Source organism: Pseudomonas sp. R38(2017) (assembly GCF_002112395.1).
In the GTDB taxonomy this organism is placed as follows: domain Bacteria; phylum Pseudomonadota; class Gammaproteobacteria; order Pseudomonadales; family Pseudomonadaceae; genus Aquipseudomonas.
This window is the reverse complement of record NZ_NEHN01000001.1, coordinates 288,970-315,741: the sequence shown is the minus strand read 5'-3', so window position 1 is coordinate 315,741 and position 26,772 is coordinate 288,970. Positions and strand designations below refer to the sequence as shown.

28 protein-coding genes and 2 pseudogenes are annotated in these 26,772 nt (G+C 59.6%); 20 read left to right on the top strand and 10 right to left on the bottom strand.

Annotated features, from left to right (window positions below):
* Positions 1–310: 310 nt before the first annotated feature.
* From CAF87_RS01455 to CAF87_RS01440, 4 genes are all read left to right on the top strand, one after another.
* The gene (locus CAF87_RS01455) at positions 311–1,561 is read left to right on the top strand and encodes a ribonucleotide-diphosphate reductase subunit beta (RefSeq protein WP_007951068.1); all 1,251 of its coding nucleotides are present in this window, start codon (positions 311–313) and stop codon (positions 1,559–1,561) included.
* A 347-nt stretch (positions 1,562–1,908) separates the two neighbouring features.
* Positions 1,909–2,439 (top strand): Bro-N domain-containing protein, encoded by a 531-nt coding sequence (locus CAF87_RS01450; protein WP_085730672.1) that lies wholly within the window; start codon positions 1,909–1,911, stop codon positions 2,437–2,439.
* 114 nt (positions 2,440–2,553) lie between these two features.
* Positions 2,554–3,267 (top strand): HNH endonuclease, encoded by a 714-nt coding sequence (locus CAF87_RS01445; RefSeq protein ID WP_085730348.1) that lies wholly within the window; start codon positions 2,554–2,556, stop codon positions 3,265–3,267.
* A 167-nt stretch (positions 3,268–3,434) separates the two neighbouring features.
* On the top strand, positions 3,435–4,421 hold the full coding sequence (locus CAF87_RS01440; RefSeq protein ID WP_085730347.1) for a hypothetical protein: 987 nt from the start codon (positions 3,435–3,437) through the stop codon (positions 4,419–4,421).
* Between the two features lie 3 nt (positions 4,422–4,424).
* Here the strand turns inward: CAF87_RS01440 and CAF87_RS01435 are convergent, their stop codons facing one another.
* Both CAF87_RS01435 and CAF87_RS01430 read right to left on the bottom strand, forming a co-directional pair.
* Entirely contained in the window at positions 4,425–5,573 is a 1,149-nt protein-coding gene (locus tag CAF87_RS01435) for a hypothetical protein (RefSeq protein ID WP_085730346.1), read from the bottom strand.
* A 63-nt stretch (positions 5,574–5,636) separates the two neighbouring features.
* Entirely contained in the window at positions 5,637–6,452 is an 816-nt protein-coding gene (locus CAF87_RS01430) for a sulfite exporter TauE/SafE family protein (RefSeq protein WP_085730345.1), read from the bottom strand.
* Positions 6,453–6,564: 112 nt separating this feature from the next.
* Between CAF87_RS01430 and CAF87_RS01425 the strand changes: the two are divergent.
* The 3 genes and pseudogenes from CAF87_RS01425 (at position 6,565) to CAF87_RS01415 (ending at position 7,944) form a co-directional block, all read left to right on the top strand.
* Positions 6,565–7,261: pseudogene (locus CAF87_RS01425) on the top strand (helix-turn-helix domain-containing protein).
* Positions 7,262–7,354: 93 nt separating this feature from the next.
* Positions 7,355–7,672: a hypothetical protein gene (locus CAF87_RS01420; RefSeq protein WP_085730344.1), complete on the top strand. Its 318-nt coding sequence runs from the start codon at positions 7,355–7,357 to the stop codon at positions 7,670–7,672.
* Positions 7,673–7,692: 20 nt separating this feature from the next.
* Positions 7,693–7,944 (top strand): XRE family transcriptional regulator, encoded by a 252-nt coding sequence (locus CAF87_RS01415; protein WP_085730343.1) that lies wholly within the window; start codon positions 7,693–7,695, stop codon positions 7,942–7,944.
* Between the two features lie 42 nt (positions 7,945–7,986).
* Here CAF87_RS01415 and CAF87_RS01410 read toward each other — a convergent pair whose 3' ends face one another.
* Positions 7,987–9,039, bottom strand: a complete 1,053-nt coding sequence (locus CAF87_RS01410) for an MBL fold metallo-hydrolase (protein ID WP_085730342.1) — start codon at positions 9,037–9,039, stop codon at positions 7,987–7,989.
* Positions 9,040–9,254: 215 nt separating this feature from the next.
* Here CAF87_RS01410 and CAF87_RS01405 point away from each other — a divergent pair, with 215 nt between their 5' ends.
* The 5 genes and pseudogenes from CAF87_RS01405 (at position 9,255) to CAF87_RS01390 (ending at position 13,154) form a co-directional block, all read left to right on the top strand.
* Positions 9,255–9,863, top strand: coding sequence for a TetR/AcrR family transcriptional regulator (locus tag CAF87_RS01405; protein ID WP_085730341.1), 609 nt, complete (start codon positions 9,255–9,257; stop codon positions 9,861–9,863).
* A 145-nt stretch (positions 9,864–10,008) separates the two neighbouring features.
* Positions 10,009–11,061, top strand: a complete 1,053-nt coding sequence (locus CAF87_RS01400; protein WP_085730671.1) for a diguanylate cyclase — start codon at positions 10,009–10,011, stop codon at positions 11,059–11,061.
* Between the two features lie 184 nt (positions 11,062–11,245).
* A pseudogene (locus CAF87_RS29650) lies at positions 11,246–12,019 on the top strand (PAS domain-containing protein); the annotation flags it as partial.
* A 45-nt stretch (positions 12,020–12,064) separates the two neighbouring features.
* Positions 12,065–12,565, top strand: a complete 501-nt coding sequence (locus CAF87_RS29645) for a methyl-accepting chemotaxis protein (protein WP_371857193.1) — start codon at positions 12,065–12,067, stop codon at positions 12,563–12,565.
* A gap of 61 nt (positions 12,566–12,626) precedes the next feature.
* Entirely contained in the window at positions 12,627–13,154 is a 528-nt protein-coding gene (locus CAF87_RS01390) for a DUF1003 domain-containing protein (RefSeq protein ID WP_085730339.1), read from the top strand.
* Here the strand turns inward: CAF87_RS01390 and CAF87_RS01385 are convergent, their stop codons facing one another.
* A complete protein-coding gene (locus CAF87_RS01385) occupies positions 13,155–14,096 on the bottom strand; it encodes a LysR family transcriptional regulator (protein ID WP_085730670.1) in 942 nt (313 codons plus the stop codon).
* Between the two features lie 15 nt (positions 14,097–14,111).
* Here CAF87_RS01385 and CAF87_RS01380 point away from each other — a divergent pair, with 15 nt between their 5' ends.
* Positions 14,112–14,819: a CTP synthase gene (locus tag CAF87_RS01380; protein ID WP_085730338.1), complete on the top strand. Its 708-nt coding sequence runs from the start codon at positions 14,112–14,114 to the stop codon at positions 14,817–14,819.
* Complete coding sequence (locus CAF87_RS01375; RefSeq protein WP_085730337.1) at positions 14,816–15,130, top strand: antibiotic biosynthesis monooxygenase; 315 nt, start codon at positions 14,816–14,818, stop codon at positions 15,128–15,130. The genes CAF87_RS01380 and CAF87_RS01375 overlap by 4 nt, the downstream gene beginning before the upstream one ends.
* Positions 15,131–15,191: 61 nt before the next feature.
* On the opposite strand, the gene CAF87_RS01370 is transcribed toward CAF87_RS01375, so the two are convergent.
* Positions 15,192–15,518, bottom strand: a complete 327-nt coding sequence (locus CAF87_RS01370) for a DUF2025 family protein (protein ID WP_085730336.1) — start codon at positions 15,516–15,518, stop codon at positions 15,192–15,194.
* Positions 15,519–15,733: 215 nt separating this feature from the next.
* Between CAF87_RS01370 and CAF87_RS01365 the strand changes: the two genes are divergently transcribed.
* Complete coding sequence (locus CAF87_RS01365) at positions 15,734–16,861, top strand: glycerophosphodiester phosphodiesterase (RefSeq protein ID WP_085730335.1); 1,128 nt, start codon at positions 15,734–15,736, stop codon at positions 16,859–16,861.
* 138 nt (positions 16,862–16,999) lie between these two features.
* Positions 17,000–17,305, top strand: a complete 306-nt coding sequence (locus tag CAF87_RS01360) for a PepSY domain-containing protein (protein WP_065259299.1) — start codon at positions 17,000–17,002, stop codon at positions 17,303–17,305.
* A 60-nt stretch (positions 17,306–17,365) separates the two neighbouring features.
* Here the strand turns inward: CAF87_RS01360 and CAF87_RS01355 are convergent, their stop codons facing one another.
* Both CAF87_RS01355 and CAF87_RS01350 read right to left on the bottom strand, forming a co-directional pair.
* A complete protein-coding gene (locus CAF87_RS01355; RefSeq protein ID WP_085730334.1) occupies positions 17,366–17,809 on the bottom strand; it encodes a hypothetical protein in 444 nt (147 codons plus the stop codon).
* A gap of 112 nt (positions 17,810–17,921) precedes the next feature.
* The gene (locus CAF87_RS01350) at positions 17,922–19,544 is read right to left on the bottom strand and encodes a methyl-accepting chemotaxis protein (RefSeq protein ID WP_085730333.1); all 1,623 of its coding nucleotides are present in this window, start codon (positions 19,542–19,544) and stop codon (positions 17,922–17,924) included.
* 275 nt (positions 19,545–19,819) lie between these two features.
* On the opposite strand from CAF87_RS01350, the gene CAF87_RS01345 reads away from it, so the two are divergent.
* Together CAF87_RS01345 and CAF87_RS01340 are read left to right on the top strand one after the other, a co-directional pair.
* On the top strand, positions 19,820–20,836 hold the full coding sequence (locus CAF87_RS01345) for a transporter (RefSeq protein ID WP_085730332.1): 1,017 nt from the start codon (positions 19,820–19,822) through the stop codon (positions 20,834–20,836).
* Between the two features lie 144 nt (positions 20,837–20,980).
* The gene (locus CAF87_RS01340; protein WP_085730331.1) at positions 20,981–22,594 is read left to right on the top strand and encodes an inorganic phosphate transporter; all 1,614 of its coding nucleotides are present in this window, start codon (positions 20,981–20,983) and stop codon (positions 22,592–22,594) included.
* Positions 22,595–22,647: 53 nt separating this feature from the next.
* Here CAF87_RS01340 and CAF87_RS01335 read toward each other — a convergent pair whose 3' ends face one another.
* Positions 22,648–23,544, bottom strand: a complete 897-nt coding sequence (locus CAF87_RS01335; RefSeq protein ID WP_085730330.1) for a LysR family transcriptional regulator — start codon at positions 23,542–23,544, stop codon at positions 22,648–22,650.
* 120 nt (positions 23,545–23,664) lie between these two features.
* Between CAF87_RS01335 and CAF87_RS01330 the strand changes: the two genes are divergently transcribed.
* Positions 23,665–24,420 carry an SDR family NAD(P)-dependent oxidoreductase gene (locus CAF87_RS01330; protein WP_085730329.1) on the top strand — a complete coding sequence of 252 codons (756 nt, stop codon included), beginning with the start codon at positions 23,665–23,667 and terminating at the stop codon, positions 24,418–24,420.
* Between the two features lie 59 nt (positions 24,421–24,479).
* Here CAF87_RS01330 and CAF87_RS01325 read toward each other — a convergent pair whose 3' ends face one another.
* Entirely contained in the window at positions 24,480–24,917 is a 438-nt protein-coding gene (locus CAF87_RS01325) for a multidrug/biocide efflux PACE transporter (RefSeq protein WP_085730328.1), read from the bottom strand.
* 88 nt (positions 24,918–25,005) lie between these two features.
* Here CAF87_RS01325 and CAF87_RS01320 point away from each other — a divergent pair, with 88 nt between their 5' ends.
* On the top strand, positions 25,006–25,860 hold the full coding sequence (locus tag CAF87_RS01320) for a LysR family transcriptional regulator (protein WP_085730327.1): 855 nt from the start codon (positions 25,006–25,008) through the stop codon (positions 25,858–25,860).
* A 1-nt stretch (position 25,861) separates the two neighbouring features.
* On the opposite strand, the gene CAF87_RS01315 is transcribed toward CAF87_RS01320, so the two are convergent.
* A complete protein-coding gene (locus tag CAF87_RS01315; RefSeq protein WP_085730326.1) occupies positions 25,862–26,698 on the bottom strand; it encodes a LysR family transcriptional regulator in 837 nt (278 codons plus the stop codon).
* Positions 26,699–26,772 lie beyond the last annotated feature (74 nt).

Here is a 26,772-nt window from a genome sequence, read left to right as displayed (position 1 = left end):
CCGGCCCTCCCGACCGTTCCATGCGCGGATTCGTCCCACCACGCCCGGAAAAATTTCCCTATAATGCCGCCCTATAACGGGCCTGCAATATTCCCTTACAGGGATCAATAGCCAGTCTGAAGCCCCGCAGCAGCGTCCAACGTTGCCTGCGCCCATCAGAGGCTCTCGGAACCCCGTAAAAATTTTCTGTTTATTGCCTGCGTAGCACCGCTGCAAAAAACGACATCCAACGCGGCCTGTACGGCCGTGTGAAAAACCAACCCATCAGTTTTCACACGGGCACAGGCCCTCACGCAGGAGACGACACGTCATGCTGAGCTGGGACGAATTCGACAAAGAAGACAGTGAAGTAGCAGCAGTGAAAGGCGCCAACGCCGGCCACGCTAGCGAAGCCAACATGGACCGCCTCGACAGCGCCGGCGGTGCCGCTGCTCTCGAAGCCCGCGCCGTGACCGCCGAAGACTCGGCCGCCGTGGCCCGCGCCAAGGCTGCACTGGATTCCCTCGACGTCGCCGAAGGCCTCGCCGAGCTCGAAGGCTCCGCCGCCCGTGTCGCCGTTGACGAAAAGCGCATGATCAACTGCCGCGCCGACCTCAACCAGCTCGTGCCATTCAAGTACGACTGGGCCTGGCAGAAATACCTGGACGGCTGCGCAAACCACTGGATGCCGCAAGAAGTCAACATGACCGCCGACATCGCCCTCTGGAAAAACCCGGAAGGCCTGACCGACGACGAGCGCCGCATCGTGATGCGCAACCTCGGCTTCTTCTCCACCGCCGACTCCCTGGTTGCCAACAACCTGGCCCTGGCCGTGTACCGCCTGATCACCAACCCGGAATGCCGCCAGTACATCCTGCGCCAGGCGTTCGAAGAGGCGATCCACACCCACGCCTACCAGTACTGCATCGAATCGCTGGGCATGGATGAAGGCGAGATCTTCAACATGTACCACGAGATCCCGTCGGTCGCGAAAAAAGCCGCCTGGGGCCTGAAATACACCCGCGCCATCTCCGACCCGGAATTCAACACCGGCACCGTAGAGACCGACAAAGAACTGCTGCGCAACCTGATCGCCTACTACTGCGTTCTGGAAGGCATCTTCTTCTACTGCGGCTTCACCCAGATCCTCTCCATGGGCCGCCGCAACAAAATGACCGGCGTCGCCGAGCAGTTCCAGTACATCCTGCGCGACGAATCCATGCACCTGAACTTCGGCATCGACGTGATCAACCAGATCAAAATCGAAAACCCACACCTGTGGGACGCCGAAATGAAGGAAGAAGCTTCGCAGATGATTCTGCAAGGCACTCAGCTGGAAATCGAATACGCGCGTGACACTATGCCTCGCGGCGTACTGGGCATGAACGCAGCGATGATGGAGGACTACCTGAAGTTCATCGCTAACCGTCGCCTGTCGCAGATCGGTTTGAAGGAAGAGTATCCAGGGACGACTAACCCGTTCCCTTGGATGAGCGAGATTATGGACTTGAAGAAAGAGAAGAATTTCTTTGAGACTCGTGTGATCGAATACCAAACTGGTGGTGCGTTGAGCTGGGACTAATCGTCTCGCGAGACAAGATTTGACGATTGCTGCTTGAGTCGTCTAATTGAGAAAGCAAAAAGCCCCGATTTGATCGGGGCTTTTTTATGGGTGGCTGGTAGACCTTTTCCATCCCTACGTTGCAGCGCTCAATCTCCTACAGCACTTACAGCCGCTTCGCATTGAAGCCAACTGCAAGCACCTCTAAGCTCAATTGCAGGTGCCTAAGAAACACCCAACGTAGAAAGCTTGGCCAGTTACACAGACGCACATGTCGTCGGTGGAACTGCCCCGCTCGTTGGGATTTCTTAAGTCCACTCTACGTTGGGGTCAGGCCCTCCAAAAATCTAAACGTAGAGGTAATGGATATGCCCGATCCTTTTTCTGTAACAGTCTTCTCGCGTCACAACCTCGCACTACATGCCCTTCTTCTTGAAAACCAGCCGTGGTTCTGCGCCCGCGATGTAGGTCGTTTGATGGGTTTCCATCTGTGCGAACGCATGGTCAACAAGCTAGATAAGGATCAACGTCGTGTTTTGTGGATCGAGTATTTTCGGCAACCCGAAAAGCAACTGATGCTCAGCGAGTCCGGTGTGTATGCGCTGCTGGTGTATCACTACGTGCCAGGGAATCGCTTGTTGCGTGAGTGGTTAACTCTGCAGGTGGTGCCGGCCCTGCGCGATGCAGGATCCTCAGAACATTCAGAGCGACCGATGTTGAGTTTGTTGGATTGGCCGGAGATGTCGTTAAGTCTGCTGCATTGGCAGGATGAAGGCTGGATTCGACTGCGGGATATGCCTTATCTGCTGAACGATCAGACGCAACGGCGAAGACCGGGGAAGCCTTGGTGGCAAAAGGTTACTCAGGTGTTTCAGTCTTCGGGGCACTCCATGGGCTAGTGATGGCGGTTGTAGGACTTCGCAAGATCCGTCGTTATTTTCTGTAGGAATTTTCGTAGACATCGGTGATGTCCGCTCAGTATCGTCCGAGGGTTTTCAACCCTCGGCGATTGTATGGACACGGAAAAAAGTAATAGCGATTGGAGTGACGTAGAGATTCAGGCTGCGGTCGATGCCTACCTCAAAATGCTGGCGCGCGAGCAGAGCGGCCAGAAATTCGTCAAGACTGAGGAAAATCGCATTCTGCGTGACGGCCCACTAGCCGGTCGGACTAAGGGTTCTGTCGAATTTCGGATGCAGAACATTTCTACCGTGTTGGTAGAGCTGGGCCGAAAGCGTATTGAAGGCTACAAACCTGCCAAGAATGTTGGTGCGAATGTAGCGAGTAGCATCCGTAAGGCACTTGATGCTTCCGCCATTCTGACGCTTGAAGATTCTGATCCAACTGCGGACGAGGCATTGCTGGAACAACGCGCGGCCAAGTTTCAGCGAAAGCAATTTGATTACGTCCCCAAAGTGATAAAGACACCTCTCCAAACGACGTCTACCAGAAAGGTTTACTTTCGTGATCCCGAATTGAGGGGCTGGGTTCGTCAGGAAGCCAATGGGAAGTGCGAAGGTTGTGGCGAAGAAGCACCATTTAAGAAGGATGGGGAACCGTTTCTGGAAGTGCATCACGTTAAGCATATGTCGCAAGAAGGATCAGACCAGCCTTCGAATGTCGTGGCGCTGTGCCCCAACTGTCACCAACGTTGCCATCATTCGGACGACAGAGAGGTTTTCACTGCTTGGCTATATGACAACGTTGGAAGACTCGAAAGGGAATAATCGCGGTTTATCTGACTAATCGCGTTTGCTGATTTCTGGGCTGCTTCTCAGCCCAGCGGGAGCAGGCTCACCCACACAGATTTTGCATCATTCCGAAAACAATCAGTGCAACCCACCCCACCGCCCGCTATTAATACCCTCCCCCACTCAAGGACCCGAGCCCCACCATGAAATTCGACCTCGCCTACTGCCTCAGCCTCGACGACAAGCTGTCGATCTATGACGTTCGCGATCTCAATTTCGATGAGACGGTGGCGTTCGATTCTGCGAAGGAGCATTTCCAGTGCCCCAACGACGTCTGTCGTGCGGCGTTCGATGCTTCCAACGAGTTGGGTACGTTCAACGCCAAGAACGTGAATTACGTGCGCACGCCGCACTTCAAGAATCTGCCCGGTACGCAGCATGTGGCGGGTTGTCCGTATGTGAGTTTGAAGACGTCGGCCGCGGGGGTTGAGGTGGCGGATGGGGAATTGGATGACGGACGGGAGGAACATTTCCCGTCGGAGTTGTTGCTGACGCGCCGTGAGTATGTGCGTAAGCCTGCCGCGCCAGCGGGTGCTGCGGATGTGTTGCGGGATGATCCGGTGCGGGTGGCGACTTCCCCCTCGAAAGAATCGCCGAGTCGTGAGACGACGCCGGACAAGACCAGTGTCTTCGCTCACCCCGTGGAGTGTTTTGTGTCGAACTTCGCGGACAAGGATTTGCTCAAGCGTATGCCGTTGAAGATTGGCGAGCATACGGCGCCGTACAGTTCGTTCTTCAAGAAGATCGAGTATTTGATGGATAACAAGGGGCTGATTTACTGGGGCCGGATCAAGAAGATCGAGGACTTTCACAGCGCCAGTTTCCGGATCGATTTCGAGGACAAGGTCTGGTTCAAGAAGCCGGATGACAGCAAGAAGAAGCCTTATCCGGTCAGTGTCTATCTCAACAAAAAGCTGATCGACAACTACCGCAAGCGCAAGGCGTTTCTGGAAGAGATCAAGCATGCGATCGACAGCGACAAGGAGTTGTTCTGCTTCTTTTATGGTGTGACGCCGGAGTTGAAGCAGGTGCCGGGCAAGAAGAACCCCGAAAAGCCTTTCGAGGTCTTCAATGCCAATATCGAGAACCTGGATCACTTCATCATTCGTGAAGCGCCGGGGCTGGCGTGATGGTTAGCTCTGGGGCAGTTGCAGTTTGACGGCGCCGGGGTGTTGTTTGACGACTGAGTACGGCAGGATCGACCACTCGGGTTCATCGCAACCACGTTGCACCCTTGGGAAGTATGGCCCCAGGTAAATGCCCTTGGCGGTGAAGTACCAATCGAAAACGCCCCAGACGTTTTCATCGGTGTAGTCGCAGCTATCTTCATCACCTTCGGCTGGCTTCTTCATTTCGTCGGGATACAGCGAGGTGAACTGCTTTATAAGCCACTGCGCAAACTCCTCCCTCTGTTTGCCTTCGCTTGTTCCAGTCGAAGTGCCTTCACGCCTACCCACTGTCAAAACGTCTTCCAGCTTTATCGCTTGCCCAGTATGAACATTGAGATTGATCGGGGAGTTGCCGACATCCGGATGCGCGCCGCCACAGTCGTAACCGGTGTTGATGTTCAGGCTGACGATATCGGACGACAGAAATGTGGGCGCGACGCTTTGCCATTGCTCGGCATTCTCACCGCCTTGCAGCATGCAGGCGTGATAACTGATGACCTCTTTCCAGAGCCGTCTCAACAATTGCTCGTTGATCCGCTGTTGCTCTTCTTTGGGATAACCAGACTCAATGCTGAAGAAAGAGATTTTGGACTCAGGCTCTGCCCACCATTGCAGGTCGTAGCCCATGAAGTTGTCTTTCTTCCCCGGTTTGAGCTTGAGCCCCTGCAAGCGCAAATACTCGTAGGGATCGTCTTTCGGCAAAGTGGCAATGAGGGGCAACGTCGTTGCAGTCGGCGCGGGAAGTTTGGCCTCGACCAGTTGCACAGGCAGTTTTTTGCCCTTCGGATTTTGCCATTCGCCCTGCCAGCCGTTGGCGGTTTCTTCCAGCTTGAGGGTTGGCAGCGGCTTGTCGTCACCGTAACGATTGTTGCCTTCAACCAGCGTCAGCGTGCTGTCCTGCAACGCGCCACTGAGGGGCAGATCGCGGTGGTACTTCTCGTAGAAGTAGCGGCCGCTCACTTCATCCTGCTGCTGAGTGTTGAGTTCCACCACAATCGGCGTCTTGCCCAGCGTGCCGGTAAACACACGTCTGCCGTCGTCAGCCTGAGCGGTGGAAAGCAGTGAACACAGCACGGCGGCATATGGCGCCAGGCGCAACAGTCCCTTGAGCATGAATCGATCCCTGAGTGAATAAGGCTGCGGAGTATGAAGAGGATGCGCGCAGGAATCGAGGTGCTACTTCAGTGTCATGCCCAGCATCACGACGATGAGTAGCGCGATATACACCCACGCATGCACCCGATCCGGAATCCGCCCGATCCACGGCGTAGCCAGTCGAATCCCCAGCATCGAGCCCAGCGTCAGCACCGCAAACGCAAGCAGATCCACATACCCGATAAACCATGGCCCGAGTTTTGTCTCGCTGAACCGCGCCATCACCATGTACGTCAGCGTCCCCGCCAATGCCACCGGCACGCTCAATGGATTGGCCATCGACGTCGCCTGCGACATGCTCAACCCGCAACGCCGCAATAACGGCACGGTCATGACGCTTCCTCCTACGCCGAGAAAGGTTGCGATGGCGCCAATGCCTACACCACCGCCGGACGTTTCCACCGTTCCCAATCGCCGTGGGATGACGCCGTCGAACTGTGTGAGAAACCCGCGTCGCAGCAGGCAGTCGACAATCGTCACGCCGAGGTAGGCGATGAAGACATAACGGATGACTTCGCCGCTGACCCACACCGCTGCGATTGCGCCGACGACTGCTCCCAATCCTATGAACCCGCCCAAGGGCCACAGGTAATCCCGGATCAGGTTGCCGGCGCGGCGGTGTTTGTCGGTGGCGACCAAAGCGTTGACGATCATCACGCAGGTCGAGGTGGCGACGGCGATGTGCATGGCGGATTGGCTGATCGGGTCGTCGGCGCCGTGGCTCGCGGTGAGCATGCTGTACAGCAGCGGCACGACGACGAAGCCGCCGCCGAATCCGAAGAGCACGGCGGTGACGCCGGTCAGGCAGCCAAAGAGTGTCAGCAGGAGGTAGAACATGGCGCGTCGTCCGTTGTTTGGGAGCGGTCGACGATAGTGCGGCGGCGCTTGGCCTGCTTCAGCAAGTCAGCCAATAATGTTTGCGTTTACGCCAACTGCCGGGTGCCGCTCGATGCGCAATGTTTCGATCAATCTGCTGGATGACACACCTCGCCCGGTGGTGGCGATCGGTACGGATTATTCCCACGGCTATGTGTTGCCACGTCATACGCATCGGCGGGCGCAATTGTTGTACGGCGCCACCGGGGGTGGCGCATGAGGTGTTGATGTTGGGGGTCAGCACTCGCAGTTTGTATATCGAGCCAGGGGCGGTGGATCTGGGTGGACGTTGTCAGGTGATCAGTGTGTCGCCGTTGATGCGGCACTTGCTGATGGAGGCCGTGGAGTTGCCGCTGACGTATGAACTGAGCGGGCGCGACGGCGTCCTGATCGATTTGTTGCTGCATGAATTGGTGCGCAGTGCACCGTTGCCGCTGCATATCCCGCTGCCGCCTGACGGAAGACTGCTCGAACTGTGTCAGACCTTTCTGCATCAGCCGAATGCCCACCAATCACCCCAGCATTGGGCCGATCAGCTGCACGTAAGCTTACGCACCTTCAACAGACTGTTTCGTCAGCAGACCGGCCTGAGTTTCAGCCAATGGCGCCAGCGCGCCTGCGTGGTATTGGCACTGGCACGGCTGGCGGCCGGTGAAGCGGTGACGCGAATTGCCCTGGATTTCGGCTATGACAGCCCGGCGGCGTTCTCGACGATGTTCCGCCGGATCCTCGGTCAGGCACCGTCCGTCTGGTTGGAGACGGCGAACTAGGGCAAATCAAAAAATGCGTTTGATCCCGGCCGAAAACAACTGTACAAAAACACAGTATATTTTCCATCAGCACTCTCGAGCCCGGAGCACACCATGGCCTCTTCAGCGATGAACCTCATCCTCGAACGTATCGCCCTTTTCCAGTTCACCCCGACTCATTGCGTCCAGGCCCGAGGGATGTTGGGCTGGAGCGTGGAACAACTGTCGCGGGAAGCCGGGGTTTCGGTTGACGACATCCAGCGGTTCGAAGCGCAGCAGGAAGTGGCGGATTCGGCGCGGCTGGCGTTGACGTATCGGTTCGAGGCACAGGGGTTGGTGTTCTTTCCGGGGTTTGCGCCGGGGCGTTCGACAAGCATCAAAGGGACCACGGCCGAGTCGGTGGAACGTGGGAATTATGCGATGGCAGACTGAGGACTCAGGACTTGATCGAAATGGAAGAAAGCACTGGTAACGTTTATCAAGACCTAGGCGTTGGTGATGCATACGAGATGCAGACCAAGGCAGAAGCGGTGATGAAGTTGGCTGCACTGATGGAAACTGCGCAGATGAGCGGAATTGAAGCGGCGGAGAAACTTGAGATATCGCTGGAGAAACTAGAGGGCATGCTCCGAGTACGATTCCGCGATATACCATCCGCCACAATTTCAAAGTACCTGAATCAGATTTCGGTAAAAGAAGCCTGAAAGAGCGGTTCGCTCCGATGGGGAGCGAGCCCGAGAAACTCGTCAGGCCCCTTGAACCACCACCTCACTCTCCCCTTCAACCTCCAGCCACCACGCATCCCCGCGTTGCGGTTGTGCCAGGTTGAACGCCTCGCCCATTTGCGGGGTGGTGATGGAAACACTGCGCTCCCAGGCCAGTGCAAGAATGCGATCGAACGGTTCGTGCCAGGCATGCATCGCCAGGTCGAACGTGCCGTTATGTATCGGAAACAGCCAGCGCCCCCTGAGGTCGATGTGGGCTTGCAGGGTTTCTTCCGGTTGCATGTGCACGTGGGGCCATTCGACGTTGTAGGCGCCGGTTTCCATCAGGGTCAGGTCGAATGGGCCGTACTGTTCGCCGATGCGTTTGAAGCCGTCGAAGTAGCCGCTGTCGCCGCTGAAGAAAATCCGTGTGTCGCCGTGGATGATCACCCAGGAAGCCCAAAGGGTCTGGTTGCCATCGAACAGGCCGCGGCCGGAGAAGTGCTGCGACGGGGTGGCGATGAAGCGGATGCCGGCGACTTCGGTGCCCTGCCACCAGTCGAACTGGTGGATCTTGTCGGCATCGATGCCCCACTTGATCAGGGTGTCGCCGACGCCCAGCGGGGTCAGGAAGACGTTGACCTTGTCGGCCAGTTTCAACACCGCTTCGTAGTCGAGGTGGTCGTAGTGGTTGTGCGACAGAATCACGGCTTCGATCGGTGGCAACTCGTCGATGCTGATCGGTGGCTGGTGGAAGCGTTTCGGGCCGGCCCATTGCACCGGTGAGGCGCGCTCGGCGAACACCGGGTCAGTGATCCAGAACTTGTCTTGCAGCTTCAGCAGCAGGGTCGAGTGACCGAGGCGATAGACGCTGTGATTCGGCGCGGCGATCAGGTCGGCGCGGGTCAAAGGCTGCACGGGAATGGCCGACGCAGGACGTGTGTTGCGCGGTTTGTGGAAGATCATGTTCCACATGATGCGCAGCATCTTTCGCACACCTTCGCGCTGCACCGGCGCATGATTACGGAACGTCCCTTCTGCCTGGCGCGAAGCTTCAGGTACAGGACTGACCGCGGAAGAAATTGATTTGGCCATGACTGAATGACTCCAGAAAAACCGCGCAATTCACGGTTTTCCACGGTGGGACGATAAATGGCCAAGGCACGCACGCATCAGCCGGACATCTGGTTTTAGGTTGCACCGATTAACGCAACATTACACTGATCGGTGTACTTTCTAGGTTGCATGAATCCGGATGACAAGTAAACTGCCGAGTGTAATTTCATCCTTTTCCCTGCCGAATCGAATTTATGACAGCTCCAACGCGCCTCACCGACCGCAAACGCGAAGCCATCATCCTGGCGGCCATTTCCGAATTCCGTGCCAACGGTTTCGAAGTCACCAGCATGGACAAGATTGCGGCCACCGCCGGGGTGTCGAAGCGCACGGTGTACAACCACTTTCCCAGCAAAGAAGAGCTGTTCGCCGAAATTCTCAACCAGTTGTGGGCACGGATCAGCACCGAGCAAGCCGTGTCTTATCGGCCCGACCTACCCTTGCGTGATCAACTGCGAACAATGCTGCTGGCCAAACTGCAGATGATGGCGGACGACAATTTCATGGATCTGGCCCGGGTCGCCATCGCCGCCGCAATCCACTCGCCCGAGCGTGCGCAGAACATGGTGGCGCGCATGGGCGAACGTGAGGAAAGCGTGACCGTGTGGATCCGCGCCGCCCAGGCAGATGGCCGGTTGAAAGCAGTCGATCCGGAGTTCGCCGCGCATCAGGTACAGGGACTGCTCAAATCCTTTGCCTTCTGGCCGCAGATTTCCATGGGCCAGCCCTCTCTCGACAGCGCCACGCAAAATGCCGTGGTCGAATCGGCACTGGACATGTTCCTGGCTTGTTACCAGCTCTAGATCACGCCTACGCCGCGTAAATGGCTCACAAGGACACTGAATTTTCCCGCTGGAATAAATGACAATGTCTGTCATTGACCGATGAACGGTCGCTCTGAAGAATTACACTGCAAAGTGTTTCAGAATGAATCTGGCGAAGAACATCATGGAAAACCAACGCGGCAAAGGCTTGTCATTCGCCAGACGTATCTACTTGCCACGCGCCATTGGATTGGGGATCGGTTTCTTCAGCGTCGGCGCCGCGCTGTATCCATTGAATGTGCCGGCGTGGCTCTGGGCGCTGCTGCTGTTCAACGGTTTTCTCTGGCCCCACGTCGCCTACCAATGGTCGACCCGCTCGGCGTTCCCCTACCGCGCCGAACGCCGCAATCTGCTTTATGACTCGGTATTCGGCGGCTTCTGGACGGCATGTTTCCAGTTCAACCCGCTGGTCACCGTGACCATTCTCTCGATGATGACCATGAACAATGTCGCCGCTGGCGGCCGACGTTTGTTCCTGCTCGGCGCCCTCGCCCAGGTGATCGGCGTGCTGCTGGGCTGGTCGGTGTTCGGGGTCAAGTTCACCCTGACGGCGACGCAGACCCAAGTCTGGGCGTGCCTGCCGATGCTCACTCTTTATCCGCTGGCGCTGGGCATGGTCTGCTATCGGCTGGCGATCAAGCTCGCCGAACACAAACGCAACTTGAGTGCCCTGAGCCGCACCGACAGCCTGACCGGCCTGCTCAACCACGGTGCCTGGAAAGACCTGCTGCACCTGAAGTTCCAGCAGTGCCGCGAACAAAACAGTCAGGCCACCCTCGCACTGATCGACGTCGATCACTTCAAGGTCATCAACGACAGCTACGGACATATCGTCGGCGATGCGGTGCTCCAGCAACTCAGTCGCGAACTCAAATCCTTGCTGACTGAAAGCGAGCTGGCCGGCCGTTACGGCGGCGACGAATTCTGCGTGATCCTGCCCAACCTGCCCCTGAGCAAAGCCGAAGCGCTGATGGAGCAACTGCGCCAGAACCTTCATCAGTACCGCCATTCCGATGTGCCGGAGCTAAGGGTCAGCCTGAGTATCGGACTGGCACGTTTCCACCCGACCTACCCGGATGCGCTGCACTGGCTGGATGATGCCGACAAGGCGCTGTACACCGCCAAACACACGGGCCGCAACACAATCAGCGTCGCGCTGAGCCGCTCCAATGCCTGACAGGATTTGTACGACAAAGTGACACTGCATTTTCTTGTACATACTTAATAAGCCTGTATAAGATTAGATCGCCAGCCTGGATGCTGGCACTTTAGTGGTCATTGCCCAATGTCGTCAGCTCGTTCGGCCGGCCAGCGCAGGAACAGGGACAACACCTCAGCCCTATTTCCGGAGCGCCCCCCGCATGTTTTTCAATCGCCATCAGTCCGTCATCGATAACCTGCAACACACCATCACCGAGCAATCCGGTTTGCTCGAAGCCATCGACCGCTCCATGGCGGTGATCGAGTTCGATCTCGACGCCGTGGTCCTGCGCGCCAACGACAACTTCCTCAAGACCACGGGCTACAAGGCCGAACAGGTGATTGGTCAGTCCCACCGCCAGTTCTGCCCACCCGATTTTGCCCGCAGCAGCCAGTACACCGAATTGTGGTCGCGACTGAAAAACGGTCAGTTCCAGTCCGGCACCTTCGAGCGCATCGACAGCCAGGGCCGGCCGATCTGGCTTGAAGCCAGTTACAACCCGATCAAGGATGCTTCGGGTCGCGTGGTGAAAGTGGTCAAGTACGCCATGGACGTCACCGCCAAGGTGCAGCAGGAAAGTGAAGCCAACGCCAAGTTGCAGGCCATCGACCGGGCCATGGCGGTGATCGAGTTCGACCTCGACGGCAACATTCTTACGGCTAACCAGAATTTTCTGACGCGCATGGGCTACACCCAGACCGAACTCAAGGGCAAACATCACCGTTTGTTCTGCCCCGCGCGTCTGGTCAACAGCAGTGCTTACGAGGACTTCTGGCGCCGGCTCAATCAGGGCGAGTTTTTCCACGGGCAGTTCGAACGCATCGACAAACACGGGCGGACCGTCTGGCTGGAAGCCAATTACAACCCGGTCTACGACGCCGCCGGGCGCCTGTGCAAAGTGGTGAAATTCGCCTCGGACGTCACCGCCCGGGTCGAGCAGCACGAGCAGGACGCCCGCAGCGCCAGCGCCGCTTACCACATCTCGGTCGCCACCCGAAAAGTCGCCGAGCAAGGCACGCAAGTCATCCAGCAAGCAGCCAGCGAGATGCGCGAAATTGCCGATGACATCGCCGAGTCGTCGACCCTGATCGCCCAGCTTGGCGAGCGCTCCGAGCAGATCACCGCCATCGTCAACACCATCCGCGCGATTGCCGACCAGACCAACCTGCTGGCACTCAACGCGGCAATCGAGGCGGCTCGGGCCGGTGAGCAAGGTCGTGGCTTTGCGGTGGTGGCCGACGAAGTACGGCAACTGGCGGCGCGCACCAGCGGTTCGACGGCGGAGATTTCCAACATGATCGGCCTGATCCAGAGCGAAACCCGTCAGGCGATCAAGAGCATGGACGGCACCCGTGGACGCGCGGCGCAAGGCGTCGAGCTGGCGGATCAGGCGGGAACGGTGATTCTGCAGATTCGCGATGGCGCCAGCGAAGCCGTGGAAGCGGTGAGCATGTTTGCGAACGAGCGTGTGCCGGGATAAGGCCAACATGGGCGACGCAGGGCTATAGTGACTCAACGTCCCAAGCCTTGCCGAGCCCGTCATGACCACCGAAAAAACCGAATCCGCCGCCCCTGTCGATCACCTGCGCTTCCACCGCCCCCACGCTCACCTCAACACGACCTTCGGCAACGACAAGTTCGCCCTGCGCGCCGAGGCGTTTGCGCGGTTCTTCGGTACGCCGACCTTTCTTGGTGCCCAGACCCTGATCGTGGTGCTGTGGGTGTGCCTGAACATGTCTGGCATCACGACCTTCGACGTCTATCCGTTCATCCTGTTGAACCTGGCGTTCAGCCTGCAATCGGCCTACGCCGCGCCGCTGATTCTGCTGGCCCAGACCCGTCAGGCCGCGCGGGACAAGGCGCAATCCGACGCCGACGCCCAGCACCGGGAAGCCCTGGCCGTGGCCAACAGCGAACGTCAGGTCCAGGCCGCAAAGAACACCGCGCAATTGCTGGAGCTGCTGGAGCAGAACACCCGGCTCACCGAAATGACCAAGAACCTCACTGAACGCATCGAAGGCCTGACCCGCGAGCTGCACGATCACATGCGCCAGAACCCGCAGGCCTGATCACGGCAAACGCAGCGCCCGCCCCAGTTCATCGAACAGCGTGACCACCGAGCGCAATGCACGGCAGTCCGGGCGGGTCAGCAGCCACAGCGCGGTGTCGTAACCGTGCAGCGGTTCGCTCAAGGCTTGCAGACCTTCGGTGATCAGAAAGTCCGGCAACGCCGCCACACCGAGCCCGGCACGCACCAGCTCCGTCACCGACAGCATGCTGTTGCAGCGATAGCCCGGCGTCACGCCGGGCAAATGCTGGCGACGCCAGACCACGGTCGGATGATCGGGCAGGAAATCGTCCGGAGCGATCCAGGTCATGGCGGCCAGATCGGATGCATCGATGTTTTGCAGATAACGCTCGCTGGCACAGACCCGGTAGGAAATCTTCGCCAGCTCCCGTCCGACCAGATGCTCCGGCGGCGTACGCGTCAGGCGCAGGGCAATGTCGGCATCGCGGCGGCTGAGGTTGGCGAAATCATTGGAGGTGCTCAGTTCGATGGTCAGCGCCGGGTAGTTCGGCATGAACTGCGCCAGTGCCGGTAGCAGCAGACCTTGCAGCACCGAATCGGTACAGGTCAGGCGCACCGTGCCGCTGACCACTTCGCCGCCCTGCTCCACACCGACGCGCGCGGCTTCCAGTGCCTGCTCGGCACGTTCGGCCTGCTCCGCCAGGGTCTGCGCAAGGCTGGTTGGCAAGTAACCGGCGCGGCTTTTTTCGAACAGTTGCTGACCGAGCGCGGCTTCCAGTCGGCGCACGGCACGGAACACCGTCGACACATCGACCTTCAGCAGCTGCGAGGCCCGGGCCAGCGAGCCGCCGCGCACCAGGGCGAGAATCAGCGCCAGATCCGGGAAGTCGAGTCGATAGTGCGTCGCTGCATTAATCACTTGGGGAAACGCCCATATTGAGTGCGTGAACGCCAATCTATAGTGAGCGTCATCCCTCAACAAGCACAGCAAGCACTCATGGAATCCAGAGCCCTGCGCATCGCCCTGATCGGTGACTACGACCCGCAAGTCACCGCCCATCAAGCCATCCCCGTCGCCCTCGGCCTGGCGGCGGAACACATTCGCCGACCCGTCGATTTCGAATGGCTGGCCACTGAGCAAATTCACCTCGATACGCCGCTCGGCGGTTTCGACGGTTTCTGGTGTGTTCCGGCCAGCCCTTACAAAAGTGAAGCTGGCGCGCTGCGGGCCATTCGTTTTGCCCGCGAACAGCAACGACCGTTCCTCGGCACCTGTGGCGGTTTTCAACATGCCGTGCTGGAGTTTTCCCGCAACGTATTGGGATGGGCCGATGCCGAGCATGGCGAAACCTCACCCGATTCCAGCCGCGCGGTACTCTCGCCGCTGACCTGCTCGCTGGTGGAAGCGGTGGACAGCATCCATCTGGTGCCCGGTTCGTTGATCGCCAAGGCGTACGAAACATCCGAGATTCGCGAAGGTTATCGCTGCCGCTTTGGTGTGAATCCGCAGTTCGAACGGGAATTGCTGACCCATGACCTGCACGCCGTGGGCCAGGATTCGGCAGGCGATCTGCGCGCCATCGAACTGAAAAACCATGTGTTCTTTGTCGCGACGTTGTTCCAGCCGGAACGTGCTGCGCTCAAAGGGCAATTGCCGCCATTGGTGCGAGCGCTTGTCGAAGCTTGCGCGGAGCAACCTCGATGAAACCGGACTCTGAATGTTTCGCCGTGATCTTCACCTCGACCCGCACCGAAGGCGACAACGGCTACGCCGAAGCCTCCGAGCGCATGATGCAGTTGGTTGCCGAGCAACCGGGGTTTCTCGGCATCGATTCGATCCGGGGCGCGGACGGGGTGGGGATTACGATTTCGTATTGGGAGAGCGAGGCGGCGATTCTGGCCTGGCGCGAGCATCCGGAGCACCGGGTGATTCAGGCGCGTGGGCGGGCCGAGTGGTATTCGGCGTTTCATACGCGGGTGTGCCGGGTTGAGCGGGAGTATCGGTTCGGGAAGTGAGGGTTGATCAGCCGCCATCGTCAACAGGGTAGCGATGGCGGCGAGTGAATCACCGAAAACCTCAGCCCTTCACCAGACTGCGCACCGCCACAATCTCCGGCACTTCACGCTTGCTCATGTACACCCGCAACGGCTCGGTGATGTTGATCCGGTCGTCGATGTGCTGATCGAGCAACAGCTGGATCAACTCGCGCTTCAATGTCATGGTTTGTTCCGTCGCGGGTGCCCAGACAAATTCGCTGGCGGGAATGATGCCATCATCGGCCACGTCCATGCCGAACGAGTCCTCGCTGAACCGCACGATGTACTGGCCGGTCTTGCGGTTGAGGCCGACAAAGCCCTTGAGGTCGTCGGCCGCCTGGCAGATGAGTTGGGATGTGATGCGCATGGTAAACCTCACAAGAGTGATCGAAGGTCTACACGCAGGGCATTGAGGCACACCCTCTGCCGGGGTGGTTGCCGTGGCCAAGCGTACTGCAAACAAACGCAAAAAAGTGCGGAAATTTTCGCTTTCAGTACGTTTATGTCGGTCTTGCGATAGCACGTTTTCGTTTGAGTTGCTAAAAGGGACATCTTCGAAAATACCTGCGAAAGGACCTCGACATGCCCGCCACGTTTACCAAAAGCGCTCTGCTGCTGAGCCTGATGCTCGGCCTCGGCCAGGCCCACGCCGCCGCCCAGCCTAGCCCTGCTGCGCTCGCTGCCTCCGAGGGCATTCCGCGCCCGGCGGTGATCGCCCACCGTGGCGCGTCCTTCGATGCCCCGGAATCCACCGCCGCCTCCTACAAACTGGCCCGCGACCTCGGCGCCGACTACCTGGAGATGGACCTGCAACGCAGCAAGGACGGCGTGCTGTTCGCCCTGCACGACAACAACCTGCAACGCACCACCGACGTCGCCACCAAGTTCCCGGATCGCAAGGACAGCCCGGCCAACGCCTTCACCATGGCCGAACTGAAAACCCTGGATGCCGGCAGCTGGTACAACAAGGCCTACCCGGATCGCGCGCGCCCGTCCTACGTCGGCCTGCAGATTCTGACCCTGGACGAAATCATCGACATCGCCCAGGCCAACCCGCAGCACAAGCCGGGCCTGTACATCGAGACCAAGGAACCGCAACTGTTCCCCGGCATCGAGCATGACCTGAAGGAAAAACTCCAGGCTCGCGGTTTGCTGATCCCGGCCGGCGCCAAACCGGCCAAAAACGTCGCCAGCGTCGGCGAAAGCAACGGCAAGGTGATCCTGCAGACCTTCGAGAAAAACAGCCTCGAACTGCTGCAAAAGGAAATGCCGCAGGTGCCGAAGATCCTGTTGCTGTGGGTCGGCGAAGGCAGCATCGAGCCAAAATCGAAAGTGACCTTTGCCGAATCCGGCGAGAAGGACAAGAACGTTTTCTACGGCAAGCAAGAGCCGAAATCCGAAGCTGAATTCAAGCAATGGATCGACTACGCCAAGGCTCAGGGCGCCATCGGTACAGGCCCTTCGGCCAAGCTGACCCACGGCGGCGATCAGAGCTATTCGGACCTCGTGCAGCCATGGATGAACAAGTACACCCACGACAAGGGCTTGCTGGTGCACGTCTACACCGTCGATGAGCCAGTGGACTATGAGAAAGTCATGGCCGCCGGCGTCGACGGCATCTTCACCAACCGCGCCAGCGAACTGCTGAAGTTCTACAAACGCCCGGCCGCCGCCAGTGTGGATCAGGTGTTGAAGAACAACGGTTTCTGATCTGTAAATCGGGCGTCAGTATTCGCGAGCAGGCCCACTCCCATTGGGAGTCCGGCTTGCTCGCTGTGTATTAAGGGTGAATTAAGTTGAGGTCGTTAACCTGAGCCCACTTGAACGAATCACCCAAAGGAATAACCGATGAAAACCCTGACTGCCCTGTTTACCGCTGCTGCCCTGACCCTCACCGCGGGCCTGGCCCAGGCTGACGTTCGTGTCGATCAGATCCCTGAGCTGGTCAAGTCCGGCAAGATCAAGCCACTGGAAGAGCTGAACAAGATTGCCCTGGCCCTGCACCCGGGCGCGACCATCGTCGACACCGACCTGGACAACCATTTCAACGGCTATGAGTACGAAGTCGAACTGCGTACTGCCGATGGCAAGGAATGGGATGTTGACCTGGATGCGGCCACCGGCAAGGTTCTGAGCAACAAGCAAGATCACTGATTACCTCGCAAGACAAAGCCGCACGATTTTCGGATCGTGCGGCTTTTTTGCGTCTGCGACTTATGCGGAAGTAGTGACCAACGCCCCCGACGTACTCGAATCAGACTCCTGCAACGCCGCCAGCAACGCCGCCGTCGCCGTCTGCAACGAAGCCGACGTCGTCGCGATCTGCGACTGCGCAGCGGCAACATCCGCCGCCTTGGCATCCTGACTTTCCTGCTTCGCCTGAGCCGCTTGCAGCGCCTGTTGCTGTTCCTGCAATTGCTTTTGCAGCTCGGCGATCTGCTTGCGCAGTTCTTTCACGGTATCCGATTCATCATTGCCGGAGCTGCTGTCACCGGTCGGTGCTGCACCACCGCCCGCCGCAACTTTGCTGGTGTCAGCCTTCACACCGGTGCCGGCCGCCGCTGTGGTCGAGGTGTCGTCGACCGGGTCGGCAATCGATGTTTTGCTGGTAGGTGTGGTGACGGTCTGATTGATCGAAACAGACGTGATGCTGACCATGGGTAATCTCCAATGACGGTTATGAATAACCGGCCATCGGCGATGCGCACGTGAAATTGAGATCGACTGTGTACCGACTCGGTAACCGGGCCGGTACACAATCAGTGGCGGGTCAGACGCTCAGGCGAGCAGTGACGTCGTTGAGTTGGCCGGACAGGCCATGCAGGTTCTGGCTGGCGCTTTCAGTGCGCTGCACGTTGTCGAGGTTGGTGCTGGCGATCGAGGTGATCTCGGTCAGGTTGCGCGAGATGTCTTCGGCCACTGAAGTCTGTTCTTCAGCCGCCGTGGCGATCTGGCGGTTCATGTCGCGGATCGCTTCGACCGCGTGGGTGATGCGCTCGAGCATGGCGCCGGCCTGGGTCACTTGCTCGACGCTTTCATCGCTGCGGGTCTGGCCGCTGTCGATGGCCTGGGCCGCATCCACCGCGCCGGTCTGCACGCTGTGGATGATCTGGTTGATCTCGATGATCGACTCCGCCGTGCGCTGCGCGAGGTTGCGCACTTCGTCGGCGACCACCGCAAAACCAAGCCCGGCTTCCCCTGCTCGGGCCGCTTCGATGGCGGCGTTGAGCGCCAGCAGGTTGGTCTGCTCGGCGATGCCGCGAATCACTTCCAGCACCTTGCCGATGCGGCCGCTGTCGGCTTCCAGACGACGGATCACCGTGGCGGTGTTGGCGATTTCGCCGCGCATCTGGGTGATGCTGTGGATGGTGCTCTGCATGACCTTCTCGCCCTGCTGGGCGGACTGGTCGGCATCGTCGGCAGCGCGCGCTGCATCAGCCGCATGGCGGGCGACTTCCTGGGCAGTGGCAGACATTTCGTTCATCGCCGTGGCCACCTGATCGGTGCGGTTGAACTGCTCGTTGGTGCCGCCGGCCATGACGGTGGCGATGGCGTTCAATTCGCCGCTGGCGCTGTCCAGATCCTTGGCGCTGCGCTGCAGATGGTTGAAAGTTTCGGCGAGGAAATCGCGCAGAGTGTTGGCCGCAGCAGCCAGGTTGCCCAGTTCGTCCTGACGGTCGCTGGCCACACGCTCGACCAGACGCCCCTTGCTCAACTGGGTGACGTAGTCGATGAGCTTGCGGATCGGCTCGACCAGATTGCGGTTGACCAGCCACAGGCTCAGTAAACCGATCAGCAGGCCCGACGCGAGCATCACCAGCAGCCCCAGCCAAACGGTGCGATCGGCACTGGCGCTGATCTGCGCCGATTGCTCGGTGCCCTGCTTGCGCAGCTCGGCCACCAGCTCGCTCATCTGGTCGCTGGCGGCACGGTCAACACCTTTGACCGCCACGTCGCCAGCGGTCGGATCGGCACCGGCGGCGACGTAGGCATCGCGGCCCTTCTGATACGCAGCGCCCAGCAGTCGATGTTCTTCGCGCAGGCGTTCGATGCGGGTTTTCAGCGCAGGCTCGAGGCCTTTCTGGTTGGCCAGCTCACCGAGGATGTTCTGCACATCGCGCTGACGGTCTTCGAACTGGCCCCAGTACTTGGCCAGGTCCGCTGGCTGCTTGCCGCGCAGCAGGACGTTTTTCCACTCCTGCACTTGCACCTTGAATTGCAGGTTGGCTTCGTCGATCAGTTGCGAGGCGTGCAAGGGGCCGGCGATCAACTGGCTGTAACTCTGCACGCCGTTGGACAGGAAGTGAAAGCAGGCCAGCGCGATCAACAGCATCGCCAGCAGGCTGCCGCTCAGCAGGGCAAGAATTTGCGCTCTCAGGGATTTTTGCAACATTGCAGGTACTCGGGACAGGGATGAGGCACGTCCGGTAAGACGTGAATTGTGGCCGGACATCCGTGTCGGCGGACCTTGGCTCATGGCCGAAGGCGCGCAACCTAACTCATGCGTGATCGGCGTGCCAGAGAGCTTCTTGAGAAATATCCGACCGCCGGTAACACGTTGATTTGACATCATTTTGCTGTCACAAAAGCGTCATGTGACATTGCGATGATGCGGCTCAGCTGAATCTGCAAATCCCGCGACAGACGCCCTCTTCCCAGCGAGACTTCATGAACCACAGCCTCGATATCAGCCATCGCGATCCAGACCTGTTCGGCTTGCTCTACGGTTTTCGTTTTCGCCCCGGTGAGCGTGGTCGCGAGGTCGACTCGGCGACTGCATTGCGCTGCCTGCAAGACGACGGCGATGAGTTTCTCTGGCTGCATCTGAACCTGGCCCACGCCGCGTGCGAGCGCTGGATGAAAAGCCACCTGCAATTGCCCGAAGAGTTTTTTGAAGCGTTGCACGAAGGTTCGCGCTCGACGCGCATCGAGCATGTCGATTCGGCATTGCTGGCGGTGGTCAACGACGTGGTGTTCAACCTCAGCAGCATGGTTTCTTCAGACGTATCGACGCTGTGGGTCTGCGTACGCAGCAAACTGATTGTCAGTGCGCGCCTGCAACCGTTGCACTCGGTGGACAAGCTGCGTTCGTCGGTGAAGGCCGGCGAGTGCTTTCGCTCGCCGTCGGAATTGCTCGTGCACTTGCTGCGCGACCAGGGCGAAGTGCTGACCCAGATCGTGCGCAAGACCAGCATGAGCGTCGATCAGGTCGAGGACGAATTGCTGTCCTCGCGACTGTCGACCAACCGCGCCGAACTCGGCGCCAACCGTCGGGTGCTGGTGCGCCTGCAACGACTGCTGGCGCTGGAGCCAGGTTCGCTGCTGCGCCTGCTCAACCGGCCGCCGTCCTGGTTGCAGAAGGAAGACGTGAAGGAGCTGCGCAAGTCCACCGAGGAGTTCGCGCTGATCATCAACGACCTCACCGCCCTCGGCGAGCGGATCAAGCTGTTGCAGGAAGAGATCGCTGCCAACCTCAACGAACAGAGCAACCGCACGCTGTTCACCCTGACCGTGGTGACGGTGCTGGCGCTGCCGATCAACATCATTGCCGGTTTCTTCGGCATGAACGTCGGCGGCGTGCCGCTGGCCACTGATCCGGAAGGGTTCTGGATTCTGGTGGCGCTGGTGGTGACGTTTACCGTGATCGCCGGGCGCTGGGCGTTTCGCAAGCGGCGGGATTACTGACTTCCGACAGAGCGTGGAAATGATCACCAGTCAGAAGACCAACGGTGCGATTAATCCGCCAAACACTGATCTATCGCAGACTCTCTGTAATATTTAGCAACGATCATGGGCAACACTCCTTCCCCCGCTCAGGATTGTCCGCCCATGGCTACTCCCTCCCTGACCGCCAGCCCGGCCTCCGCTGCCAGTGGCAGGCCGGCCCTCGACAAGAAAACCGGCCCGTTCACCTACGTGGTGTTTTTTGCGGTGCTGGCGATGGGGCTGCTGTTCACCGCCTACAGCCTGATGCACGACATGCACCAACTGGGCACGGTGGTCACCACGTGGACCCCGTTCCTGCTGCTCGGCGTGGCGCTGTTGATTGCGCTGGGCTTCGAGTTCGTCAACGGTTTCCACGACACCGCCAACGCCGTGGCCACGGTGATTTACACCCATTCGATGCCGCCGTATTTCGCGGTGGTCTGGTCGGGGTTCTTCAACTTCCTCGGCGTGTTGCTGTCGAGCGGCGCGGTGGCGTTCGGCATCATCGCGCTGCTGCCGGTGGAGCTGATTCTGCAAGTCGGCTCGTCCGCCGGTTTCGCGATGATCTTCGCCCTGCTGATCGCGGCGATTCTGTGGAACCTCGGCACCTGGTGGCTGGGTCTGCCGGCCTCGTCGTCGCACACGCTGATCGGTTCAATCATCGGCGTCGGCGTGGCCAACGCGTTAATGCATGGCCGCGACGGCACCAGCGGTGTGGACTGGGCTCAGGCGACCAAGATCGGTTATGCACTGCTGCTGTCGCCGCTGGTGGGTTTCGGTTGTGCGGCGCTGTTGCTGCTGGCGCTGCGCGCGTTCGTGAAGAACCGTTCGCTGTACAAGGCCCCCGAAGGCAACACCCCGCCGCCGTGGTGGATTCGTGGTCTGCTGATCGCCACTTGCACCGGCGTGTCCTTCGCCCACGGTTCCAACGACGGCCAGAAAGGCATGGGTCTGATCATGCTGATTCTGGTCGGTACCCTGCCGATGGCCTACGCGCTGAACCGCACCATGCCTGCCGATCAAACGTTGCAGTTCGCGGCAGTAGCCGAAGTCACCCAGCAGGCGCTGGTGAAAAGCGCCCCGCTGCCGGCCCCGGCCGATCCGCGTCCGGTGCTCTCGGATTACGTGCGCAGCAAGCAAGCCACGCCGCAACTGGTCCCGGCCCTCGCCGCGCTGACCGGTCACATCGGTGAAGAAGTGAAAGGCTACGGTTCGCTGTCGAAAGTCCCGGCCGAAGCCATGGGCAACGTGCGTAACGACATGTACCTGGCCAGCGAAACCATTCGCCTGATGGACAAGAACAAGGTCGGCACCTTCGACGCCGACACCACCAACAAACTGCAACTGTTCAAGCAGCAGATCGACAATGCCACACGATTTATTCCGCTGTGGGTGAAGATCGCCGTGGCGATCGCGTTGGGGCTGGGCACCATGGTCGGCTGGAAGCGGATCGTGGTCACCGTCGGCGAGAAGATCGGCAAGACCCACCTGACCTACGCCCAAGGCGCCTCGGCAGAAACGGTTGCGATGCTGACCATCGGCGCCGCCGACATGTTCGGTCTGCCGGTGTCGACCACTCATGTGTTGTCCTCGGGCGTGGCCGGGACCATGGTCGCCAACGGTGGCGGCCTGCAGATGAAGACCATCCGCAATCTGCTGATGGCGTGGGTGCTGACGTTGCCGGCGGCGATTCTGCTGTCGGGCAGTCTGTATTGGCTGTTTACGCAGATCTTCTGATCGACCCGAATCCCTGTGAGAGCCTTTGCTCCCACAGGGGGTTGCGGCAGGAATCAAAGCGTCGAGCGAATCAAATCCCCCAGCCAATCCATGAACACCCGCACCCGCAACGGCAGATGCCGCTGCCTCGCATACAGCAGTGAAATGCCCATCGCCGGCGCGGCGTATTGCGGCAGCACTGTGACGATCTCGCCGCTGTCCAGATAGGTGTTCATTCCGGTGCGCGGCACCTGAATCAGACCGAATCCTCCCAGACACGCCGACTCGTAGGCATCGGTGCTGTTGACCGTCACGCTGCCGGCCATCGGCACGCGATGAACCTGCCCGTCCTGCTCGTATAAAAACCCTTCCGAACGCGAACCGAGCACACCGACGTAGTGCACCAGCCGATGCTGCGCCAAGTCTTCAAGGGTCTGCGGCACGCCGTAACGCTCCAGATATGCAGGGCTGGCGCAGTTGATCATGCTGAAATCCCCCAGATGCCGCGCCACCACCGATTGATCCGGCTGCGCGCCGACGCGCAGCACGCAATCGAAACCTTCGGCGAGCAGGTCGACCCGGCGATCGGTGCTGCTGATTTCCAGTTCCAGGTTCGGATGACGGGCCATGAACTCCGGCAACTTCGGCATGATCAGCCGCCGCGACAGAATGTTCGGCATATCGACCCGAATCCGCCCGGTCAGCGACGCCTCGTCCTGACGAAACAGGTTCTCGATTTCGTCCATGTGCGACAGCAGATCCTTGCTGCGCTCGTACAGCGCCAGCCCGTCCTGAGTCGCCTGCACCCGGCGCGTGGTGCGTTGCAGCAGGCGCGTGCCGAGCAGGGTTTCCAGCGCCTGCACCTGCTCGGAAACCGTCGAGCGCGGCAGCCCGAGACTCTCCCCCGCCATCGTGAAACTCGACAATTCGCTGACCCGGACGAAGGTGCGCAGCAGTTCCAGTTTGTTCATGGGCCACCTGTTGATTGTTCGGACATACCGACCAGTGATTCCGGTTTCAGTCTGTTTATCACCACACGGCGAATAAATAAACTTTGCTGCATCAACCGTCACTGCTCTCGAGGAAGACCCATGAACCGCAAAATCGCATTGATAACCGGTGCCAGCCGTGGCCTCGGCAAGAACGCCGCCCTGCACCTCGCCGCGCAAGGCGTGGACATCATCGGCACCTACAACAGCCGCGCCGATGAAGCACAATCGCTGGTCGAGGAGTTGAAAACACTCGGCGCCAACGCCGTGATGCTGCAACTGGATGTCGGTCGCAGCGAAGGTTTTGCCGATTTCGCTTTGCGGGTCGAGCAGGCGCTGCAACAGCTTGAACGCCCGCGCTTCGATTTCCTGATCAACAACGCCGGAATTGGCGTGCATGCGTCCTTCGCCGACACCACGCCGGAGCAGTTCGACCTGCTGATGAACGTGCAGTTGAAAGGGCCGTTCTTCCTGACTCAGCAACTGCTGCCGCTGATCAACGATGGCGGGCGGATCATCAACATCTCCAGTGGTCTGGCCCGTTTCACCCTGCCGGGTTATGCCGCTTACGCGGCGATGAAAGGCGCGATGGAAGTGCTGACCCGCTATCAGGCCAAGGAGCTGGGTGCGCGGCAGATCGCCGTGAATATCCTGGCACCGGGCGCCATCGAAACCGACTTCGGCGGCGGCGCGGTGCGCGACAATTCGGCGCTGAACGCGATGGTCGCCAGCAACACCGCGCTGGGCCGTGCCGGGCAGCCGGATGACATTGGCGGCGCGCTGGCGCTGTTGCTGTCGCCGGGGGCGCAGTGGATCAACGGTCAGCGGATTGAAGCGTCGGGCGGGATGTTTCTGTAAGCCCGAACAATGTCCGGACAAAAAAAATCGCAGCCTGTGAGGGCTGCGATTTTTTGTTTTCAGCTCTGGCAAGCGTTGCGCATCACCAGCCGCTCGCGCACCACGTCATAACCCCAGTGGTAGATGTAGGTGTACGGCAGGAAGAACAGCAGCACACCGATATCGAGCAGGAACGCCTGCCACAGGCTGACCGACAGCCACCAGGCAATCAGCGGCACGCCCATCACGATCAGCCCGCCTTCGAACAGCAGCGCATGTGCCACCCGCACCCAGGCGTTGTGGGCGATGTTCCAGCGCTTGAGCATCCGGTCGAAGAAGCCGTTGAACACCACGTTCCAGCCCAGGGCCAGCAACGCGATGGCAATGGTGACGGCGCCCATTTCCACCAGCGGTTTGCCCATGATCCACGCCAGCAACGGGGTACAGATCAGGATCGCCAGCAGTTCGAAACCGATGGCCTGGAAGATACGTTCAGTGATGGATTTGTTAGCAGTCATGGTCGAAGTCCTTTGTGAAGATGGTTGCCATGATCCAGCACCACACCGATACTTCATAACCAATAACCATCGACGAAGGCGATAGTTCATGGCCTCTCAGGAAGTGTTGCTGGCATTTGTTCAGGCGGCGACTCAAGGCTCGTTTTCAGCGGCAGCGCGCAAACTCGGGCGCAGTCAGTCGACAGTGAGTGCGGCGGTGGCGAGTCTTGAGATCGATCTGGACCTGGTACTGTTCGACCGCAGCAGCCGCAAGCCGACGCTGACCCCGGCCGGTCACGTGATGCTGCAACGGGCCGAGGCGATTCTGGCGGCCACCAGCCGTCTGGAAATGACCGCCCGGCAATTGGCCCAGGGTGTCGAGCCGAAACTTACGGTGGCGATTTCCGACACTTATCAGTCCGACCGTTTCGAGGCGGCGCTGGTGGGTTTCGAGCAGCGCTATCCGGATCTGGAACTGGAATGCCTGATTGCCGAGTGCGATGACCTGATCGAACTGGTGCAGCGCGGTCGAGCGCACCTGGCATTCGCGGAGATGCAGGACAACTACCCGCCAGACCTGGCGACCGCGACCGTCGCCGAGCGTACGGAAATCGCCTTGTTTGTGGGTCGCGACCATCCGCTGGCGACGCAAGAATCCATCGATCAAACGGTTCTTGAGCAGCATCGTGAGCTGCGTCTGGCCACCATCGTCAATCCCTATGACAGTCGCGGCAAAGGCCGGGTGTGGTCGGCGCCGAGTTATCTGATGCTGCTGGAAATGGCTGAAAAAGGTTTCGGCTGGGCGCCACTGCCGCGCTGGCTGGTGGAGCGTTTCGGCAATGACTTGCTGGTTGAACTGAAGGTGCGCGGTTGGCCGAAACCGGTGTTCGTCGATGCACTGTGGTCGCGGTTGTACCCGCCAGGGCCGGCGGGGAGCTGGTTGCTCAGCAAGATGCTGGAATAGCTCAGGCCGCTTCGATGGCGACCGGGCGATTGACCTGAAAATATTCGTGCAACCCACGCATCGTCGGCAACTCCAGCGCTTGCGCCGCATAACACAACCCCACCCGTCGGGTCGGCGCCGGCAGGTGCAGCGCGCGCACGACAATGCGCTCATGCCCGCTGACCAGCGACTGCGGCAACATCGCCACACCGACACCCGCCGCCGCCATGTGCAATGCCTGTTGCAGTGAACCGGCATGCCCCGCCACCGCTTCCGGCGAACGCCCGTAAAGCGCCATCAACCGCTGATGGGACGGATGTTGCGGACAGGTGATCCAGTCCTCGATCGGCGCCCAGCCTGCCTGCGCGTTGGCCATCGGATGATCGAGGGGCAGCGCCATCACATAGGACTCCTCCCACAGCGGAAGGAACAGTTCGTCCTCGCAGCACATTTCCTCGACCGCCAACCGACCGTCGCCGTGACAGCCTTCCTCCAGGGTCAGCAGCAGATTGGGCAACGCCTGATGAGCCATACGCACGAAAGCTTCGATGTGGCTGGCGGCAATGTCGCCCTCGATGCCGAGGGTCAGAGGCGCACGGTTTTCGCGTCCGCGAAACATCCGGCTCAGTGCCTCGGACTCGGTCACCATCCGCCGTGCCTGCGGGTACAGCAGACGCGCTTCGTCGCTGACTTCCACGCCACGGGGCTGACGCACGAACAGCGTCGCGCCGAGTTCTTCTTCCAGTTGTTTGATGGTCACCGACAACGTGGGCTGGCTGATGAACAGCCGTTGCGCAGCGGCGGTGATGTTGCGTTCCTCGAACACCGCGAGGAAGGCTTTGAGATGGCGGATATCCATAGGAGATTCCGATGGCAGACAGAGGAATAAGGCATTTTTCAGCCTCCAGCGGGCTAAATATACTGCGTCGCGAA